The organism is Lysinibacillus sp. FW301-JW8 (genome assembly GCF_058788755.1).
In genome coordinates this window covers 1-20,224 of record NZ_JBYTBB010000032.1, presented here as the reverse complement: position 1 = coordinate 20,224, position 20,224 = coordinate 1, and the positions used below count along the sequence as shown (strand labels likewise).

The following is a 20,224-nucleotide window of genomic DNA, read 5'->3' as shown; positions in this document are numbered from 1 at the left end:
CCGAAAGTGTGGAAAGGGGATAGTGAAATGACAAGTATTGAGTGGTTTGACACAGCGAACGTAGCTGACCATAAACTAGGAGTGAAAAAAAGGCAGTTGCTTATTGGCTCTTTATTTTTTATAACATCCTTTTTTTTAGCTCAGTCTGTTGTATTTGAAGCAGCTGTACCTTTCTCGGTTCCTTTTTGGGCAATTATACGAACGAAGTATAAGGAATATGCTAAATATGTTTTAATTGGTGGTTTAATTGGTGGATTCTTTCTTGGGTTTGGACAAGTTGTTATATTAGCCTTTCAAATTGCCATGTATGAATGTATCATGCGTTTTCGGTACTGGAAGCTCCCCAAAAGTATTGCAGTTGCATTAGCTATATTGCTTGTTCAAATGATATGGCAAGGGGTTATGTATCAGGGCTTGCCTCCTGTGCTTGTACAATTTTATGTTGGCTGTGAAGTTGCATTAGCGCTTATTATGACTCTTTTTATGCAAGTCCTTTTTGTTAATTCCTATGAATGGTTTACGAGTCATTGGACATACGAAAAGCTTGGTTCTGGGCTAGTAGTTTTTGCCGCCATGCTTACAGGGATGCAAACAGTTGTTATTAGTTATTTTTCTCTGCCCATTTTCTTATTGCAGCTCTTTATATGCTTTGGTGCATTAGTGGGAAGTGTACCGTTAGCAACTGTAATTGGAGCAGTGCTTGGAACGCTCATTGGCGTTGCAAAGCTGTCTTTTACGGGTATGCTTTCGGTAGCAACATTAACTGGATTGTGTGCAGGAATGGGGGCTCGGGCAGGAAGATTTGGAGTGGCGGCTGGTAGCATCTTGCCTAGTGTATTTTTTCTATTTTACGACGCAACATTACCATTAGATAGCGTTTATTTTACATCCATTACTGTAGGGAGTATAGCTTTTCTAACCATTCCCAAAAAGTATTCTGATAAGGTGAGGGACAAGCTGTTTCCACAACGCGAGGAGATACTGCTCGCCCGTCAAAATTGGTTGACTGAGCATGTCACCTATAAACTAGAGCATTTTCAGCATTTTGTACAATTCATGAAGGAACTTGTGTTTGAACGCTTTATGACAACTCCTGTTGAGGCTGCAAAGGAAGTGTCACCGATGAATACATGCTTAAGTTGTTTCCGTTATGATCGCTGCTGGGGTGCTCAAAATAACGGTATGGACAAGCTGATGACAGATTGGTTTCATATGAAGGGAGTGGGGAAGGAATCTGCTATACATCGAGCAGAGGAACAAATTCGTTATAAATGTGTGAAGTCTACAAAAATTTTCGAGGAGTTAGAAACGGAGCTATACAGAGAGCGTATTAATGGACAATATTTCCACGGAAAGAAAATGATTGCTCTTCAATTACGTGATATGAGCAATCATCTAAATCAACTAATTGCAGAGATGAAGGAGGACACTATATCATTTGTTAGTGTGGAAAAGGATATTATCCAAAAACTAAAGGAGGCAAATATTGAATGCTTCCAGCTAGATGTGCTGAGTAATAAACCTGGAGCAAGGAAAATTGTCTGTGCACTCACACCAGCTAGAGTCGATTGGGAAGAGGATACAACATTGGCAGAAAGGATGATACTGCCGATTTTATATGATATTTTTGAAGAACCGTTTGAAATTGAAAAGGTAGTAACATCAGATGTACCATTTCGCCATATTCAAGTAAGCTTTAGGTCAGCTATTAGTTTTGAAGTAGAGTATGATATATATAGTATGTCAAAAGATGCAACATTATATTCTGGTGATTCCCATGCGTTATTTCAATTGCACCCAGGATTATTTGCTATTTTATTGTCAGATGGTATGGGACAGAGTAAAGAAGCACAGCATGAAAGTAGAAAATTAATACATTTAATGCGGGAATGCTTAAATTACAATATGAATCCAGAGACTGCGATGCACACATTACATTATGTCATGTCCTTAAAACAACAAGATGATATGTATGCAACACTGGATTTTGCCCTTGTCGATTTACAGCACGGTGATTTATGGTCATGGAAGGCAGGAGGAATGTCTACGTATATCTTACGTGGGAAAGAGGTACTAAAAGTTGAAAGTAATGCAGCACCTGTTGGATTTTTATCCATTTCAGCAATTGAGGCAGAAAAAAGAAAACTGAAAGCAGGGGATGTTATTCTAATGCATTCCGATGGGTTATTTTCAAGTATTGCTGATTGGGATGAACAAGAAGAATCGTTTTTGGCTTATGCTCAGCAGGTTGCGAGCACTACCAAATCTATACAGGAAAAATTAACGACTATCATGCAGTCTTTCCAAAAGCACTATGATATAGAGGATGATTGTACAGTTTTGATGTTAGAGGTTACACATGTTGTACCGACTTGGGCGGTGTTTAGACCGGTTCAATATTCTATGAGTTAAATGATTAAAGTATAGACAGCGAAAAGGGGAGGAGAAGCGTTTGTCATTTGAATTAAGGGTCAAATTACTTATCGAAGAAGAGCAATTAATACAGCAAGACGACCATCTTCTCATCGCCGTTTCGGGTGGTGTAGATTCCATGGCTTTGCTTCATTATTTTGTTCAAACAAAAGAAAGATGGGGAATTAAGGTAGAGGCTATTCATGTTGATCACATGTTAAGAGGAGAAGCGTCTGCTGAGGATAGGGTCTTCGTCCAAAGATATTGTGATAATCATGAAATATATTTACATGCAAAAGCAATTCCAATACCAGAGATTATGGCTTTAGAAAATGGGAATACACAGCTGATTTGTCGTAGAGAAAGGTATCGGTATTTTAAAGAGATCATGCAAGAAACTAATGCTAGCAAGCTTGTAACTGCACATCATGCGGACGACCAACTGGAGTCAGTATTAATGGCCCTGACTAAAAATGCAACGATTAACAGTATGCAAGGTATTCGGCCACAGCGTTTTTTTGCAGGAAAATCATTAATTCGTCCGTTTTTAACGGTTACAAAGTCTGAAATAAGGGAATATTTACTTAGACAAGGTTTAGATTACCGTGAAGATGCTAGCAACTTTAAGGACACCTATGTACGTAATCGTTTTAGACATCATGTGGTGCCATTATTGGAGGCAGAAAACCCACGAGTAACCGAGCAAGTGACCCATTTTACAGAACAATTACAAGAAGATGATGCCTATTTAATGACTTTAGCGGAGGATGTATTTTCTAGAATAATTAAAATAATAGACGAAAATACATATAGCATGGAAATTGAGGCTTTTCAATTGGTACCACTTGCTTTACAAAGGAGGCTCATTTTAATACTATTAAACTATCTTTACAAAGATTCAAATACGATACAAAGTTATGCTTTATTGACTTCAATTTTAAAGCTTTGTGATACGACAGCAGGGTATGCTGAAGTTCACTTGCCAGAAGAATTTCTAGCAGTTCGCCGTTACGGAAAATTATCGATTCAGAAGAAAGAACCATTAGAAGGTCAAACTTCTCCTGAGAAAAAAATTATTTCGACTGCTAATGGGTGGACAACACTGACAAATGGTGAACGTTTATGCGTAGTCAAGTTGCCTGATTTATCGTCTGAATTGCTGACGGATACTGCACAACTTTTTTATTTTAACGCTAGCAGACTCAAACTTCCTCTCTATGTTAGAGCTCGCAAGGAGGGGGATAGAATGCTGTTAAAAGGAATGGATCAGCCAAAACGCTTATCTCGCCTTTTTATAGATGAAAAGATTCCTTTAAATGAGCGAAATAGCTGGCCGTTACTGATTTCTCCATCTAATGAGGTCGTAGCGGTAATTGGTGTGCGTATGGGAATGTTTTTTTCAACCACTCCGCAACCAAACGATGATACAGTGCTCATCGTAGACTAAGGTCTTTGTAAAACATTTCACCATAAAGGTTGAAGATTTTTTGATACACACGAGGAGGAATCGACATGTTACAAAATGACATCGAAAAAATTATGATTACAGAGGAACAATTGCAAGAAAGAATTGCTGAGCTAGGAGCGCAATTGACTGCAGAATACAAAGATTCATTCCCGTTAGCAGTTGGTGTTCTTAAAGGAGCAATGCCGTTTATGACGGATTTGATGAAGCGTTTCGATTCTTTCATTGAGCTAGACTTTATGGATGTTTCCAGCTATGGAAATGCCACAGTGTCGTCAGGAGAAGTAAAAATTCTTAAGGATTTAAATACAAGCGTTGAAGGACGTGATGTATTAATTATCGAGGACATCATCGATAGTGGTTTAACATTAAGTTATTTAGTAGACTTATTTAAATACCGCAAAGCAAAATCCATCAAGATCGTTACATTGTTAGATAAACCATCAGGTCGTAAGGTAAATTTAGCAGCTGATTATGTTGGGTTTGAAGTACCAGATGGCTTTGTTGTTGGATATGGCTTAGATTACGCAGAAAAGTATCGTAATTTACCATATATCGGTATTTTAAAACCAGAAGTATATTCTTTCTAAGAGTTAACGAAATACCCCCAGCTATGAAAAGTAAGCCTTCAGCGAAGGTCAGATTTTTAATGAATTAATAATAATTCGAAATCTTGACACATTGTTTAGCTGTGCTGAGAACGAGGAACAGGTACAATTACGCTGGGATGCAGTGATTATGACATAAATATGTTTCTATTTCGACAAAAAGCGAACCAAACTTTTTTTAAGTAGGGCTTTTCGTTGTATGATGAAATCATGATATGTTAAGATTTTACTTATAATTTTTCTGTTTGTAATGAGGAGGCTGGAGATGAATCGAATATTTCGATATACCATATTTTATTTACTGATTTTCCTAGTGATTATCGGTATTTTTGGTACTTTCAATGGTAGTAATGCACCAACGAAAGAGTTAACTTATGCAGAGTTTCAAGAAGCTCTAGATAAGAAAGAAATAACAAAAGCTACAATTCAACCTGATAAATCAGTATACATCGTTGAAGGTACACTAAAGGGGTATGAAAAAGGGGAAAGCTTTACTGCAAATATCCCACGTGATAACCCATTTTTAATGGAGCGCATCGATGAGGCTGCTAAGGATAAGAATAGTAATATTAGCTATTTAACAGCACCAGAAACAAGTGGATGGATTCAATTCTTTACAGGGATTATTCCTTTCATCATTATCATTTTCTTATTCTTCTTCCTGATGAGTCAATCACAGGGTGGCGGCAATAAAGTAATGAGCTTTGGTAAAAGCAAAGCAAAACTTTACGATGATCAAAAGAAAAAAGTTCGTTTTACAGATGTAGCGGGTGCTGATGAAGAGAAAGCAGAACTTGTAGAAGTGGTAGATTTTCTAAAAGACCACCGCAAATTCACTGAAATCGGTGCACGTATTCCAAAAGGTATCTTACTTGTAGGTCCTCCAGGTACAGGTAAAACATTGCTTGCACGAGCAGTAGCAGGTGAGGCAGGCGTACCGTTCTTCTCGATTTCAGGTTCTGACTTCGTAGAAATGTTTGTCGGTGTCGGTGCATCCCGTGTTCGTGATTTATTTGAAAATGCAAAGAAAAACGCTCCGTGTATTATCTTTATCGATGAGATTGATGCAGTAGGTCGTCAGCGTGGTGCAGGTCTTGGTGGTGGCCATGATGAGCGTGAACAAACGCTTAACCAATTATTGGTTGAGATGGATGGCTTTGGTGCGAATGAAGGTATTATTATTATTGCCGCAACAAACCGACCAGATATTTTAGATAAAGCGTTATTACGTCCAGGTCGTTTTGACCGTCAAATTACAGTAGGTCATCCTGATGTAAAAGGACGTGAAGCAATTCTTAAGGTACATGCACGCAATAAGCCTTTAGCAGATTCAGTTGATTTAGCAGCTGTTGCTCAACGTACACCAGGTTTCTCAGGGGCTGACTTAGAAAACCTATTAAATGAAGCTGCACTTGTAGCTGCGCGTAAAAGCAAACGTACAATTAATATGACAGATATCGATGAAGCATCTGACCGAGTAATCGCTGGTCCAGCTAAAGCTAGTCGTGTATATTCTGCAAAAGAGAAGAAGCTCGTATCCTTCCATGAAGCTGGTCACGTAGTCGTTGGTTTAGAGCTAGATGAAGCGGATACAGTGCACAAAGTAACAATCGTTCCTCGTGGTCAAGCAGGAGGCTACGCGATTATGTTACCTAAGGAAGAACGCTTCTTTACAACAAAACAAGAATTGTTAGACCGTATTGCAGGGCTTTTGGGTGGTCGTGTCGCTGAGGAAATTGTACTTGGCGAAGTTTCTACTGGAGCACATAATGACTTCCAAAAGGTAACAAGTATTGCTCGTGCTATGGTAACTGAATATGGTATGAGTGAAAATCTTGGTGCGATGCAATTTGGTTCAAGTCAAGGTGGTAATGTATTCCTTGGTCGTGACTTTAATTCGGATCAAAACTACTCTGATTCAATTGCTTATGAGATTGATAAAGAAATGCAAAAAATTATCGACTCTCAATATCAGCGTACTAAGAGAATCCTAACGGAAAAACGTCATTTACTCGATTTAATTGCCAATACTTTGATGAAAAAAGAAACATTGAATGCGCAAGAAATCGAACATTTACGTGATCACGGCGTCTTACCAGAACCAGAGGCTGTTGAGGTGGTTGAAGAAAAAGCTCCTAAAGCTGAAACTAAACCAACATTAGATATCGTTGGTGAGCCAACTGTTAAAAAGGAATTGCTTAGCAAAGAACCAAATCCAACAACGGCTGATTTACCAAAAGAGGGCTCAGAGCTCAATCATAATACACCAAAAGGTATCGATGAAAAACGTGATTAATTTGAGAAAGACTGTTTACAATAAGTGAACAGTCTTTTTCTTTGCCTTTTTTCGTTAACAGGTATTAGGATATAGATATTATCTAACGTAATTTCAAGATAAGCGTTTTTACAACTTGCTATTTCTAACTAAGAAGATTCTAGAATAGTCTGGTTGTCAAAGGATTTTGAGGAAGTTACTTATGGTGCTTTATTTGGACATTAGTCTGTATAACAAACGAGATTGGAGTGTATGGAAATATGGAGAATGTGACATTGAATAATGGCTTAGTAATGCCGTTAGTAGGCTATGGTGTCTTCCGAGTACCTGAAGGAGATGACCTGGCTGAGGCCGTAAAAACAGCTATTAAAAAAGGTTACCGTAGCATTGATACAGCGCAAGTATATCGCAATGAGGAAAGCGTGGGGCAAGGAATCCGCACAGCAATTGAGGAAGGGCTCGTAACACGTGAAGAGCTATTTGTCACATCAAAAGTTTGGAATGCTGGACTTTCCTATGAAGAAACACTTGCAGCATATGATAACAGTTTAGAAAAATTAGGCTTAGAATATTTAGATTTGTATTTAGTTCATTGGCCAGGAATCGATGATAATTACATGAATATTTATAAAGCGCTTGAAAAAATTTATCAGGATGGACGAGTACGCTCAATAGGTGTTAGTAATTTTCATGTGCATCATTTAGAAAATTTATTGAAGGAAGCAACGGTTATTCCTGTCATTAACCAAATTGAATTTCATCCACATTTAACACAAGAGGAAGTACGTGCATACTGCAAGGAAAAAGGAATCCAAGTAGAAGCATGGTCCCCACTGATGAACGGTGCTTTATTAGAAGAAGCCTTGATTCAGCAGCTGGCGTCAAAATATAGCAAAACACCAGCTCAAATTGTGTTACGTTATGATGTTCAGCATGAGGTAGTAACTATTCCGAAAACTATGACTCCTACACGCATGTCAGAGAATTTAAATGTCTTTGATTTTGCACTAACAGAAAAAGAAATGTCTCAGTTAGACGCATTGCATGATGGACTACGCTGTGGTCCAGATCCAGAAAAGTTTAATTTTAAATAAACTGTAAGGAGCTACTTAATAGGAGGGTGGCTCCTTTTTAAAATGAGTATGAATGCTATTTCGTAGGGTGTAAAGTATGGTATCATTTTTAAAAGTATTTTAACTTTATTTCAACTACACTTTGTATAGTTGTATCAAATGTATAGAGCCAGTTACAATGACAATGAGGTGCAAGAAATTGGGGGCGTCACTATGATATTAGTTTTAGATGCAGGAAATTCAAATATCGTTTTAGGGGTCTATGATGAAAACGATCATTTAGCCTTTCATTGGCGTATGGTGACAGACCTTCACAAGACTGAAGATGAATATGCAATGCAAGTTTCAGCTTTCTTCAATCATGCAGGCATCTCATTCGAACAAATAACCGGTATTATTATATCCTCGGTTGTACCACCGATAATGTTTTCGTTAGAAGCGATGTGTCAAAAATATTTCCGTAAAAAACCGCTTGTTGTAGGACCTGGTGTGAAAACAGGTTTGAATATAAAGTATGAAACCCCACGTGAGGTTGGCTCTGATCGTATTGTAAATGCTATTGCGGCTCTAGATGCTTATAAAGCACCAATAATTATTGTTGATTTTGGTACTGCTACAACATTTTGTTACTTAAATGAAAAGGGTGATTACATGGGAGGTGCAATTGCCCCAGGTATAACAATTTCTACGGAGGCACTTTATACACAAGCTGCTAGGCTACCACGTATCGAAATATTGAGATCTACCCATATTGTAGGAAAAACAACAGTTTCTGCGATGCAGGCCGGAATTTTTTATGGTTTTGTTGGACAAGTTGAGGGAATTGTTAATCGCATGAAAGCACAAAGTAAGGAAGAGCCATTCGTGATTGCGACTGGCGGCTTAGCCAATTTAATCGCCGGAGAGACGCAGGTCATTGATGTAGTTGATCCGTTTTTAACATTAAAAGGTTTATATAAGCTATATAAACGCAACCAATAGGAAATGAGGGACATTTCATTTATGAAAGACTATTTAGTACGAGGCTTAGGGTTCAACGGACAAGTTCGTGTTTTTGCAACTTGTACAACAGCAACTGTAGGGGAGGCTCAGCGCCGTCATAATACGTGGCCAGTAGTGTCGGCAGCCCTTGGTCGATCTATGACCGCTGCTGTGATGATGGGTGCCATGCTGAAAGGCGAAGAAAAAATCACTATTAAAATTGAGGGCAACGGTCCAATTGGTCCAATGGTTATCGATAGTAATGCTAAAGGTGATGTACGAGGTTTTGTCACAAATCCTCACGTTCATTTCGATTTAAACGAACAGGGTAAGCTGGATGTTCGCGCAGGTGTTGGAACAGAGGGAGCTCTAACGGTTGTTAAAGACCTTGGTTTAAGAGATATGTTCTCAGGCCAAACGCCAATCGTTTCAGGTGAAATTGCTGAAGACTTTACTTACTATTTTGCTACATCTGAGCAAGTACCGTCATCGGTGGGGTTAGGTGTTTTAGTAAATCCTGATAATACGATTCTTGCAGCTGGAGGGTTTATCCTTCAATTAATGCCCGGCTGTGATGAAGAGACAATCAATGAAATCGAACAGCATCTTTCAACATTAGAGCCCGTTTCCAAAATGATTGAGAAAGGCCATACGCCTGAGCAAATTTTAGAAGCAGTATTAGGAGAAAATCATCTTCAGATTTTAGATTCCATGCCAGTAGAGTTTAAATGTCAATGTTCAAAAGAGCGTTTTGGGGCTGCAATCTTAGGTTTAGGGACAGCGGAAATTCGAGAAATGATTGATGAAGATGGCGGTGCTGAAGCACAGTGTCATTTCTGTTTAGAAGCATATCATTTCTCCAAAGAAGAACTAGAAGGTTATATTGATGAGCTCAACGCGTAATCGTCGACCTTCAAACACTGCAACGCCAAACCAAACGCCCCTATTGCAACGACGTTTAAAAACGAAACCAGCTTTAACAGTTATTGCCGTTTTGTTATTAGGAAATATTTTATGGTTGATTGCTTGGTTAATCCCAAATAAAGGTCAAGAAATTGGTAGCGACGAACAAGTCGCTGCCGTTGACGGGGAGTTTATCACGCGTCAAGAGTGGATGGTTGCCATGGAAGAACGCTATGGTAAAGAGACACTACAAAATTTAGTAAATGAATCTGTGATGGAAAAGGCAGCTAAGAAATTTAAAATTAAAGTAACAGATAAAGAAATTGATTTAGAGCTTGCTCTAATGCGCTCTGCACAGGATAAATTTGATACGGCAATGCAAAATCTGTCTGCTGAGCAACTGCGACAAAAAATACGCTCACAGCTTATTTTAGATAAGGTACTAACAAAAGATGTAGAAATAAAAGAAGATAGTATTGAAAAATATTATGAAGAAAATCAATCACTATACAATACAAAAACGAGCTATCGTACGAATTTCATAGAAGTGGATTCCAAAAAAGCTGCTGAGGAAGCATTAAAAGAGCTAAAAAATAACTCTGATTTTTCCGTGCTAGCACGAGAAATTTCTTTAGATAGTGCCTCAGCTAGTTTGGGTGGAGATATTGGTTTTCTCACAGAAAAACAGGAAAATGTCGATCCAGCAATTATAAAGGCAACGATGGCATTAAAAGCAAATGAGGTAAGTAAAGCATTTAAGCTTAATAACGGTCATTATGGGATTGTAAAAGTCCAAGAGATCATAGAAGGACAATCCTTTACATACGAAGATGTGAAAGAGCATATTGAACGTGAGCTTGCGCTAGATCAATTACCACAATCTGTTACACCAGAAGCATTTTGGTCTGAATTCAAGGCAACTTGGTATTATGGAGAAGAGAAAAAAGATAAATAATAGGTAGCTCCAATGCGTTTAAGAAAGAATCTGCAAGAAATCTGCGGAATAGGTGAGCCAAAAAAACTGCAGACGATTTGCGTCATCAGCATATTGGTATATTCTCGATAGTTCGGCGGATTTTTTTCATGTTTTCACAAAGCTTGATAAATAAATTCTAAGTTTCAATAAATATTCTGAAAATATATGTTTTATTTATTGACAATCGAATGGAAAAATTGATAAAATACAAAATAAGTAAAACCTATAAAAATAGTAGGAATTAGGAGTGGATTAATAAATGAGTAGATTAGCGAACTCAGTAGCTGAATTAGTTGGTAAAACACCAATTGTAAAGTTAAATCAAGCAACAGGTGAAAACGAAGGAACGGTTTATGTAAAATTAGAATATTTTAATCCAGGCAGTTCAGTAAAAGATCGTCTAGCATTAGCGATGATTGAAGCAGCTGAAAAAGACGGTACGTTAAAGCCGGGAGGTACTATTATTGAACCTACTTCTGGTAATACAGGTATTGGTCTAGCAATGATTGCAGCAGCTAAAGGCTATAAAGCTATTTTAGTAATGCCAGAAACAATGAGCTTAGAGCGTCGTAACTTATTACGTGCATACGGAGCAGAGCTTGTTTTAACACCGGGGCCATCAGGCATGAAAGGGGCAATTGCTAAAGCGGAAGAATTAGCGGCTGAAAAAGGTTACTTCTTACCACAACAATTCACAAACCCTGCTAATGCTGTTATTCACCGTTTGACAACAGGTCCAGAGATTGTTGAAGCGTTTGATGGTTTAACACTAGATGCATTTGTCTCTGGAGTAGGTACAGGAGGTACAATTACAGGTGCAGGTGCTGTACTAAAAGAAAAATATCCAGAGATCGAAATTATTGCAGTTGAGCCAAAGGATTCACCAGTACTTTCAGGCGGCCAGCCAGGACCGCATAAGATTCAAGGTATTGGCGCTGGATTCGTACCTGAAGTGTTAAATACAGAAATCTATTCTTCAGTATTCCCTGTTGAAAATGAGATTGCTTTCGAAATAGCACGTAAAGTAGCGCTTGAAGAAGGAATTTTATGTGGTATTTCATCAGGTGCAGCTATCTATGCAGCAATTGAAACAGCAAAACGTTTAGGCAAAGGCTCAAATGTCCTTGCAATTGTTCCATCTAATGGTGAACGTTATTTATCAACACCTTTATACCAATTTGAAGACTAATCTAATGATTTGCTGACAAAGGCTCCTTTAACGAGGAGTCTTTTTTCTGTTAAAGAATTTTAAAAAGGAAGTCTTAGGGCGTGTGATGAGTTTTATGGCTATAGATAGCTAGTCTCTCAACGACCAGACCATGTAAACATTTTAGAGCATTTGTTATGTATGAAATTGATTGGAACGATTTAAAAATATTCGCTTCTCAGCAATATTCAAGTTAAGATGGAATCACATCAAATGATTTAAAGGGGAATGGCAGCTTGAAGACAATAAAAACTAAAACAATAACGATGGATGTAGATTCGTTTTTTTATAGCTATAAAAAGCAAGTAGAAGCAGAACGAGCACATGTATTTTTAGAAAGTGGACGTGGAGGGCATTTTACAATAGGGGCATGGAATCCATTAGCCACTGCGCAATCAGTTAAGGATGGTCTGCTTGTGAATTGGCGAAATGGGGATAGTGAAATTCTACTCGGTGAATCCCTTTCATTATTAGAGGATTTGGTAGCGAAATACCAAATTTCATACAATGCTGCATTGCCAGTATTCCAAGGCGGTGCAATTGGGTTTGTAGCATATGATTATGCGCGAAAAATTGAAGAGTTGCCAGATTCCGCAGAGGACGATTTACATATTCCTGATATATACTTTTATATTTTCGACTGCTGGGCTGTGCATGATGTGAATACAAATAAAGTCACGCTTATGAAGTTAGAAAAAAGCGATGTTGATTTGGAAGAGTGGGCTAATGCATGGTATGTAGCGGCTCAAGAAGGTTTAAATGACCGTAAATTTGAAAAAACAAGTGCTGTAGAAATAGTAAATGATGAAAATGAATTGCTAGTATCATTTGCGGGAACTGACTTTGAAGAAGCAGTAGGTAAAATTCAATCATATATAGCGCAAGGCGACGTATTTCAAGTGAACCTATCTGTCCGTCAATCTAAAAAATTAACCGCATCAGCGATGGATGTATATGAGGCATTACGTGCTTTCAACCCATCCCCTTATATGGCTTACATTGAAGCACCTGATTTTGCGGTTGTTTCTGGATCACCAGAGCTTTTAGTGAAGCGCCATGGTAATGAATTGTCTACACGACCAATCGCCGGTACACGACCAAGAGGTAAATCTGAGGAAGAGGATATAGTATTAGCGCAGGAATTAATCGACAACGACAAGGAACGAGCAGAACATGTAATGCTCGTTGATTTGGAGCGCAATGATTTAGGCAGAGTGTCCACATATGGAACAGTCGAGGTGGATGAGTTTATGGTTATTGAACGCTATTCACATGTAATGCATATAGTGTCTAACGTGCGGGGAGAAATCGCTGAAGGTAGATCAAATGCAGATGTTATCCGTGCTATGTTCCCAGGCGGCACAATTACAGGTGCCCCAAAAATTCGTACGATGGAAATAATTGAAGAATTAGAACCTGTAAGACGTGGGCTTTATACAGGCTCAATTGGCTGGCTTGGCTATACAGGTGATATGGAATTCAATATTGTTATTCGTACGGCCTTTGTAAAAGATTGTGTAGCACATATTCAAGCAGGAGCAGGAATTGTCATTGATTCTGTTCCACAGCGAGAATATCAAGAGTCTTTGAATAAAGCGAAGGCAATGTGGCAGGCAAAGGCAATGGCAGAGGGGCGAGCAAAATGATTTTAATGATAGATAACTATGATTCTTTTACGTATAATCTTGTTCAATATTTTGGGGAATTTGGACATGAGCTAGTTGTGAAAAGAAATGACACGTTAACAGTGAAGGATATTGAGCAACTTGCACCTGATATGATCGTTATTTCACCTGGACCGTGTAGCCCAAATGAAGCGGGTGAAAGCTTGAACATTATTAACTATTTCGCGGGAAATATTCCGATTTTAGGTGTTTGTCTAGGGCATCAGGCGATAGCGCAAATATTTGGAGGAAATGTTATTCGAGCAGAACGTTTGATGCATGGAAAAGTCTCACCTGTATTGCATGCTAACATAGGTCTGCATAAGGACATGCCAAATCCGTTTCAGGCTACTCGTTATCATTCTCTCATTGTAGAAAAGGAAACATTGCCAGAATGCTTTGAAGTAACTGCCTGGACAGATGAAGGTGAAATTATGGGCATTCGCCACAAGGATTATCCTATTGAAGGTGTACAGTATCATCCAGAATCCATAATGACAGAGCAAGGAAAAAAGCTTCTGCGTCAATTTATAGAATTGTATGTAGAGGGAGCGAAGTAAATGTATTGTTGGATGAACGGAGAATATATAGAAGCTCAAGATTTACGTATTTCACCATATGATCATGGATTTTTATATGGCTTAGGCTTTTTTGAAACGTTTCGGACATATGGAGATAAAGTATTTGAGTGGGACATGCATATGGAAAGGTTACATACTGCACTCTCACAATATCATATTCATTTGACATATTCTTCAGATACATTACTAGAGGCTGTTCGGCAATTAAATAAACAGTCTAATGGACAGGATGGTTATTTCCGTCTAAATGTATCGGCTGGGGAGCATGGTATTGGGTTGCAGCCAATGGAATACAAGCAACCCAATGTGATTGTTTTTCGTAAAGAATTACCGTCTACACCTAGGGGTACAGAAAAAAATGCGCAGTGGCTGGAGACGCCTCGTAATACCCCTGAAAAGGGAATCCGCGTTAAGTCACATCATTACGGGAATAATGTTCTTGGTCGCTTTGAAATGCCATCCTTAGCACAACAGGAAGGCTTATTTTTAACAAGAGATGGCTTTGTGGCTGAAGGTGTAACATCAAATGTTTTTTGGGTAAAAAATGATATACTATATACGCCTTCCTTGGACACAGGCATTTTACCAGGTATTATACGAGGATGGGTAATCAGACAAGCGTTATCTCTAGGCATTGAAGTAAAGGAAGGATTCTTTACGAAGAATGATGTTGAGAATAGTTCTGAATGCTTTATTACAAATTCAATTCAAGAACTTGTGCCAATTCGTAAACTAGCAAACAAACTGTTGCTAGGCAAGGAAGGACCTATTTATTCGAGTATACATGAAGCGTTTATTAAAGAAGTAGAGCAAGGATAGAAGGAGCGTTATCATGCTAGAAAAATATATAACACCATTAACGATTAATGGTATTACTTTAGACTATACAAAAGAAACGTTTGTGATGGGCATTTTAAATGTTACACCAGACTCTTTTTCGGATGGTGGCAAATACAATAACGTAGAATCCGCTGTTGCACAAGCGAAAAAAATGGTAGCTGAAGGAGCTAAAATCATTGATGTTGGCGGAGAATCAACTCGCCCAGGCTATACACGTATTTCGGATGAAGATGAAATAGCCCGCATTGTTCCAGTGATTCATGCGCTAGTGGCTGAAGTGCCAGCCATTATATCGATTGATACGTATAAGGCTAATGTAGCTCGTGCTGCAATAGAAGCTGGTGCACATATAATTAATGATATTTGGGGTGCAAAGGCTGAGCCTGAGATTGCTCAAGTCGCTGCAGAGTTAGATGTTCCAATTATTCTAATGCATAATCGTAAAAATACAGATTATAGTTCAGACTTTTGGACAACAGCAAGAATGGATTTAGAGAATAGTATTGCCATTGCTCATAATGCTGGTGTCCCTGATAGCCATATAATTTTAGATCCAGGCATTGGATTTGCTAAAACTACAGAGCAAAATATAAAAATGATGCAACATTTAAACGATTTAGTGGAAATGGGCTATCCCGTTTTGCTAGCAACATCACGTAAATCAATGATTGGTAATGTTTTGCAGTTGCCTGTTGAGGAACGTATAGAAGGTACAAGTGCAACAGTTGTTTATGGCATAGAAAAGGGGTGTCATATTATTCGAGTTCATGATGTACAGGAAATGGCACGAGCTACCCATATGACTGATGTATTAATTGGTAAACGCATTTATAAGGAGGAAGCGTAATGGACTATATTCATTTAAAGGATATGCAGTTTTATGGTTATCATGGTGTATTGTCAGCAGAAACAACACTTGGTCAGCGCTTCCGGGCGAATGTTTCACTTGCGGTAGATATGACAGATGCTGGGGAAACAGATGATCTAAACTATACGGTAAACTATGCTGAAGTTTATGCGCTTTGCCGTGATATTGTTGAAGGTGAGCCTTTAAAGCTAATTGAAGCACTTGTTACGAAAATAGCAAATAGTATATTAGAGACATACGTAGATAAAGTGAAGGGTGTTCGTGTAGAGCTTATTAAACCAGACCCACCCATACATGGTTACTATAAAGAAGTTTCGGTTGAAGTAACGAGGGGTGAGTTTTAATGAATGATGTTTATTTATCTATCGGCACGAATATGGGAGAGCGCTTAGAAAATCTCCAACACGCTGTAGAACTTTTAAAAGATACCGAAGGGATTGAGGTTGATCGTATTTCCTCCGTTTATGAAACATCTGCTGTTGGCTATACTGATCAAGCTGATTTTTTAAACATTGTAGTTCATATTAAAACTGCCCTATCTTCTTCTGAAATGTTGAACATATGCCAATCAGTTGAACAAGAACTTGGGCGTGTACGTGAATTTAGATGGGGCCCTCGTATCATAGACCTTGACATTTTGCTTTACAATCAAGAAAATATTGAAACGGAGCGCTTGATTATTCCACATCCAAGAATGTATGAGCGAGCTTTCGTGTTAGTTCCGTTGGTAGAAATTACACCTGTACCTGCTGGAGAACAATTACAACGAGCACATAACCTATGCCAACAGTTAAATTGTGCAGACGAAGGTGTAACCCTATGGCTGAAGTCTAAGTAGAGTTAGTTATGTTGCAATCATAAATTAACAATTGTGTGTATGGATGATCAATCATTTCATCGCATTGTAGGTAGGATATATAAAACCCAACGAAGGAGGAAATCAACATTGAATCAAGCAACTGAGAAGCCGTTTCAGATTGGCGATATTGTTATGGACAACCGTGTCGTATTAGCGCCAATGGCTGGAATTTGTAACTCTGCCTTCCGACTAACTGTAAAAGAATTTGGAGCAGGGCTTGTATATGCGGAAATGATTAGTGATAAAGGGATCGTCTATAAGAACGAAAAAACTTTAGGAATGCTTTATATAGATGAGCGTGAAAATCCGCTTTCACTACAAATTTTTGGTGGAGATAAGGCAACATTAGTAGAGGCTGCAAAGTATGTAGATGTAAATACAACTGCAGATATTATTGATATTAATATGGGTTGCCCGGTTAATAAAATTATTAAATGTGAAGCTGGTGCTCGTTTACTTTTAGATCCAAATAAAATATATGAGATGGTAGCGGCTGTTGTAGATGCTGTAAAAAAACCTGTCAGCGTAAAGATGCGTATTGGCTGGGATGACGAGCATATCTTTGCGGTTGAGAATGCACAGGCAGCAGAACGTGCAGGTGCATCTGCAGTAGCGGTTCATGGACGAACTCGTGTGCAAATGTATGAAGGAAAAGCGAATTGGGATATCATTCGTCAAGTAAAGGAAAATGTAAAGATCCCTGTACTAGGTAACGGTGATGTTGAGACACCTCAAGATGCTAAACGGATGTTAGATACAACTGGTGTTGATGCTGTGATGATTGGCCGTGCTGCCCTAGGCAACCCTTGGATGATTTATCGTACAGTTCAATACCTTGAAACAGGTGAGTTAAAGGAAGAGCCAAGTGTTCGTGAAAAAATGGATGTGTGTTTACTTCATTTCGAGCGCCTTATTCAATTAAAAGGTGAGATTGTGGCAGTACGTGAGATGCGTAAACATGCCTCATGGTATTTAAAAGGTGTAAGAGGGAACGGGAAAGCTCGTAATGCTATTAATCAAACAGAAACAGCTTCTGAGTTCCGCGCCTTGTTAAATGGTCTTGTGCAAGACTATGAAGAAAGTGAGTCTAAGTTAATTGTACCAGTAGCAAAAGAATTAATTATGTAATTACCAGAAGGCGTCTCGATGCTTAAAAGAGACGCTTTTTTTGTTGTAGACTTTAATTTTCAGAATCATTAATCATTTTTGCTGATCTCGAAAAAAAACTGAAACAGATGATTACAGCAATAAAATTGTGTACAATAGAAATATTATGGACGTAAAAGCGGACAATTTAATAAGGAGTGAAATAAGTGTCAAATATAGAAGAGTTAAATGATCAGCTTTTGGTGAGACGCCAAAAAATGACGGCTATCCAAGAGAACGGCCAAGATCCATTTGGAAGTCGTTTTGAGCGTACACATTTATCAACGGAAGTACGTGAGCAATTTGCAGATCAAACAAAAGAGCAGCTAGAAGAACATCTACAAGAAGTAATTATTGCAGGTCGCATTATGACTAAACGGGGTAAAGGCAAAGCTGGCTTTGCACATATTCAAGATTTAAGTGGTCAAATTCAAATTTACGTTCGTCAAGACCATGTTGGCGAAGAAGCATATGAATTATTTAAACAAGCTGACCTCGGAGATATTGTTGGAGTTCGAGGAAATGTATTCCGCACGCAAGTTGGAGAGCTTTCAGTAAAGGCTGAGGAGTTTACATTTCTAACAAAAGCCCTACGCCCTATGCCAGAGAAATTTCATGGCTTACAGGATGTGGAGCAACGTTATCGTCAACGTTATTTAGATTTAATGACAAATGAAGATAGTAAAAAAACGTTTATTGCTCGTTCTAAAATCATTCGTTCAATTCGCAATTACTTAGATAATGCTGGATACTTGGAAGTAGAAACACCAATGCTTCATACAATTGCTGGTGGTGCTGCGGCTCGTCCGTTTATTACACACCACAATGCGCTTGATATGGAATTATATATGCGTATTGCAATTGAATTGCATTTAAAACGTTTAATTGTTGGTGGGCTAGAAAAAGTATATGAAATTGGCCGTGTTTTCCGTAATGAAGGAATTTCAACTCGTCATAATCCCGAATTTACGATGATAGAGTTATATGAAGCATACGCTGATTATAAGGATATAATGTCTTTAACAGAAAACCTGATTGCTCATGTTGCACAAGAAGTTCTTGGTACAACGACAGTTCAATATGGGGAAGATGAAATTAACCTTACTGTGGGTTGGAAACGAGTTCATATGGTAGATGCCGTAAAAGAAATGACAGGTGTGGATTTCTGGCAACCAATGACTGTAGAACAAGCTCAAGCACTTGCTAAAGAGCATGGAGTTGAGGTTAAAGAAGCTCATGAAGTAGGTCATATTATTAATGAGTTCTTTGAGCAAAAGGTTGAAGAAACTCTTGTACAACCAACATTTGTTTATGGTCATCCGGTAGAAATTTCTCCTCTAGCGAAGAAAAACCCAGAGGACGAGCGTTTTACAGACCGTTTTGAGCTCTTTATCGTGCGACGTGAGCATGCGAATGCCTTTACAGAGCTAAACGATCCAATCGATCAACGAGAGCGCTTCGAGGCACAAATGGCTGAAAAGGCAGCAGGAAATGATGAGGCGCATGAGATGGATAATGACTTCATTGAAGCATTAGAATTTGGCATGCCTCCAACAGGTGGTTTAGGTATTGGTATCGATCGTTTAATCATGCTCCTTACAAACTCACCTTCAATTCGGGATGTACTATTATTCCCAACTATGCGTCATATTACAAAATAATTATATATAAGAAGGCGTTATCCTTTAAAATGATAGACTTCATTAGAAAGGACACGCATAAATAGCAGGAGTCAAGGGGTTTAATAAGTACCGTGGCTCCTGTTTTTGTTTCTAAACCGATTAAAATAATCATGCAGAACTTTAAAAAATAAGGCTCAACCTTATGTACAGTTGATTTAAAATATGCCCAGTTCTAATTTTTATTTGTTGAGATTTATATAAAAGAAATGTATATTTAAACAAATAATCATGTATAACACGAGCGTACATTAGTTCATCTCTCTAGAAAATACGTAAAATAGCTCGTAAAATCAAAGATTTTAAAAATATGAATTAATATTTCAAAAATGCTTGCATAGTTGTTTGAATCATGATAAATTATTACTTGTCGCTAAGACGACGCAAGAGTTGACATTGAGAATGCAAATTCCAAATAAATGTTGACATTAGAATTTAATTATGATATATTTTGAGAGTTGTCTCTTGAACAACTAAATTAAAATAATTTAGTGCTTGACAACAAAAAGAAAGATGTTATAATACAATGGTTGCTGTTGATGCAATCACAATGAACCTTGAAAACTGAACAAGCAAAACGTAATCAATCAAGTTTTTAGTAGCTAGCTTCTGCTGGTGAACAAAACAAAAATTTTGGACATCAAAATTGATGCCAGCAAAACAATTTGAGCTAATCAAATTTCTTTT

General features: G+C 38.1%; 17 protein-coding genes. All 17 read left to right on the top strand.

The genetic code is table 11. The features are described from left to right. Positions 1-27 precede the first annotated feature (27 nt). The gene (locus AC3WOM_RS13960; protein WP_427545254.1) at positions 28-2,412 is read left to right on the top strand and encodes a SpoIIE family protein phosphatase; all 2,385 of its coding nucleotides are present in this window, start codon (positions 28-30) and stop codon (positions 2,410-2,412) included. A 40-nt stretch (positions 2,413-2,452) separates the two neighbouring features. Then, entirely contained in the window at positions 2,453-3,859 is a 1,407-nt protein-coding gene (tilS, locus tag AC3WOM_RS13955; protein WP_427545252.1) for a tRNA lysidine(34) synthetase TilS, read from the top strand. A gap of 65 nt (positions 3,860-3,924) precedes the next feature. After that, positions 3,925-4,467 (top strand): hypoxanthine phosphoribosyltransferase, encoded by a 543-nt coding sequence (gene hpt, locus AC3WOM_RS13950; RefSeq protein WP_283870272.1) that lies wholly within the window; start codon positions 3,925-3,927, stop codon positions 4,465-4,467. Between the two features lie 283 nt (positions 4,468-4,750). Continuing rightward, complete coding sequence (gene ftsH, locus AC3WOM_RS13945; protein WP_427545250.1) at positions 4,751-6,781, top strand: ATP-dependent zinc metalloprotease FtsH; 2,031 nt, start codon at positions 4,751-4,753, stop codon at positions 6,779-6,781. A 239-nt stretch (positions 6,782-7,020) separates the two neighbouring features. Then, positions 7,021-7,854, top strand: a complete 834-nt coding sequence (locus tag AC3WOM_RS13940; protein ID WP_492447297.1) for an aldo/keto reductase — start codon at positions 7,021-7,023, stop codon at positions 7,852-7,854. A 192-nt stretch (positions 7,855-8,046) separates the two neighbouring features. Then, positions 8,047-8,814: a type III pantothenate kinase gene (locus AC3WOM_RS13935; RefSeq protein ID WP_427545246.1), complete on the top strand. Its 768-nt coding sequence runs from the start codon at positions 8,047-8,049 to the stop codon at positions 8,812-8,814. 21 nt (positions 8,815-8,835) lie between these two features. After that, positions 8,836-9,717 carry an Hsp33 family molecular chaperone HslO gene (gene hslO, locus AC3WOM_RS13930; protein ID WP_427545244.1) on the top strand — a complete coding sequence of 294 codons (882 nt, stop codon included), beginning with the start codon at positions 8,836-8,838 and terminating at the stop codon, positions 9,715-9,717. Then, a complete protein-coding gene (locus AC3WOM_RS13925) occupies positions 9,701-10,672 on the top strand; it encodes a peptidyl-prolyl cis-trans isomerase (RefSeq protein ID WP_427545242.1) in 972 nt (323 codons plus the stop codon). Before hslO ends, AC3WOM_RS13925 begins: the two co-directional genes overlap by 17 nt. Before the next feature lie 280 nt (positions 10,673-10,952). After that, positions 10,953-11,882 carry a cysteine synthase A gene (gene cysK / locus AC3WOM_RS13920; protein ID WP_492447296.1) on the top strand — a complete coding sequence of 310 codons (930 nt, stop codon included), beginning with the start codon at positions 10,953-10,955 and terminating at the stop codon, positions 11,880-11,882. A 254-nt stretch (positions 11,883-12,136) separates the two neighbouring features. After that, positions 12,137-13,546, top strand: coding sequence for an anthranilate synthase component I family protein (locus AC3WOM_RS13915; RefSeq protein ID WP_427545238.1), 1,410 nt, complete (start codon positions 12,137-12,139; stop codon positions 13,544-13,546). After that, positions 13,543-14,124 (top strand): aminodeoxychorismate/anthranilate synthase component II, encoded by a 582-nt coding sequence (pabA, locus tag AC3WOM_RS13910; RefSeq protein WP_427545236.1) that lies wholly within the window; start codon positions 13,543-13,545, stop codon positions 14,122-14,124. The genes AC3WOM_RS13915 and pabA overlap by 4 nt, the downstream gene beginning before the upstream one ends. Further along, positions 14,125-14,964 (top strand): aminodeoxychorismate lyase, encoded by an 840-nt coding sequence (gene pabC, locus AC3WOM_RS13905; RefSeq protein ID WP_427545234.1) that lies wholly within the window; start codon positions 14,125-14,127, stop codon positions 14,962-14,964. Positions 14,965-14,977: 13 nt separating this feature from the next. After that, complete coding sequence (gene folP / locus AC3WOM_RS13900) at positions 14,978-15,832, top strand: dihydropteroate synthase (RefSeq protein WP_427545232.1); 855 nt, start codon at positions 14,978-14,980, stop codon at positions 15,830-15,832. Then, positions 15,832-16,197 (top strand): dihydroneopterin aldolase, encoded by a 366-nt coding sequence (gene folB, locus AC3WOM_RS13895; RefSeq protein WP_427545230.1) that lies wholly within the window; start codon positions 15,832-15,834, stop codon positions 16,195-16,197. The genes folP and folB overlap by 1 nt, the downstream gene beginning before the upstream one ends. Next, complete coding sequence (gene folK, locus AC3WOM_RS13890) at positions 16,197-16,691, top strand: 2-amino-4-hydroxy-6-hydroxymethyldihydropteridine diphosphokinase (protein ID WP_492447295.1); 495 nt, start codon at positions 16,197-16,199, stop codon at positions 16,689-16,691. Before folB ends, folK begins: the two co-directional genes overlap by 1 nt. A gap of 108 nt (positions 16,692-16,799) precedes the next feature. Beyond that, positions 16,800-17,840 carry a tRNA dihydrouridine synthase DusB gene (dusB, locus tag AC3WOM_RS13885; RefSeq protein WP_492447294.1) on the top strand — a complete coding sequence of 347 codons (1,041 nt, stop codon included), beginning with the start codon at positions 16,800-16,802 and terminating at the stop codon, positions 17,838-17,840. A 185-nt stretch (positions 17,841-18,025) separates the two neighbouring features. Beyond that, a complete protein-coding gene (gene lysS / locus AC3WOM_RS13880; protein ID WP_427545224.1) occupies positions 18,026-19,519 on the top strand; it encodes a lysine--tRNA ligase in 1,494 nt (497 codons plus the stop codon). The last annotated feature ends 705 nt before the right edge of the window (positions 19,520-20,224 follow it).

Bases quoted from the DNA above. Each gene is read 5' to 3' on its own strand.
- pabC (WP_427545234.1), top strand. From the start codon at position 14,125: ATGTATTGTTGGATGAACGGAGAATATATAGAAGCTCAAGATTTACGT.
- ftsH (WP_427545250.1), top strand. From the start codon at position 4,751: ATGAATCGAATATTTCGATATACCATATTTTATTTACTGATTTTCCTA.
- folP (WP_427545232.1), top strand. From the start codon at position 14,978: ATGCTAGAAAAATATATAACACCATTAACGATTAATGGTATTACTTTA.
- hslO (WP_427545244.1), top strand. From the start codon at position 8,836: ATGAAAGACTATTTAGTACGAGGCTTAGGGTTCAACGGACAAGTTCGT.
- AC3WOM_RS13940 (WP_492447297.1), top strand. From the start codon at position 7,021: ATGGAGAATGTGACATTGAATAATGGCTTAGTAATGCCGTTAGTAGGC.
- AC3WOM_RS13935 (WP_427545246.1), top strand. From the start codon at position 8,047: ATGATATTAGTTTTAGATGCAGGAAATTCAAATATCGTTTTAGGGGTC.
- folB (WP_427545230.1), top strand. From the start codon at position 15,832: ATGGACTATATTCATTTAAAGGATATGCAGTTTTATGGTTATCATGGT.
- pabA (WP_427545236.1), top strand. From the start codon at position 13,543: ATGATTTTAATGATAGATAACTATGATTCTTTTACGTATAATCTTGTT.
- AC3WOM_RS13925 (WP_427545242.1), top strand. From the start codon at position 9,701: ATGAGCTCAACGCGTAATCGTCGACCTTCAAACACTGCAACGCCAAAC.
- cysK (WP_492447296.1), top strand. From the start codon at position 10,953: ATGAGTAGATTAGCGAACTCAGTAGCTGAATTAGTTGGTAAAACACCA.
- folK (WP_492447295.1), top strand. From the start codon at position 16,197: ATGAATGATGTTTATTTATCTATCGGCACGAATATGGGAGAGCGCTTA.
- AC3WOM_RS13960 (WP_427545254.1), top strand. From the start codon at position 28: ATGACAAGTATTGAGTGGTTTGACACAGCGAACGTAGCTGACCATAAA.
- hpt (WP_283870272.1), top strand. From the start codon at position 3,925: ATGTTACAAAATGACATCGAAAAAATTATGATTACAGAGGAACAATTG.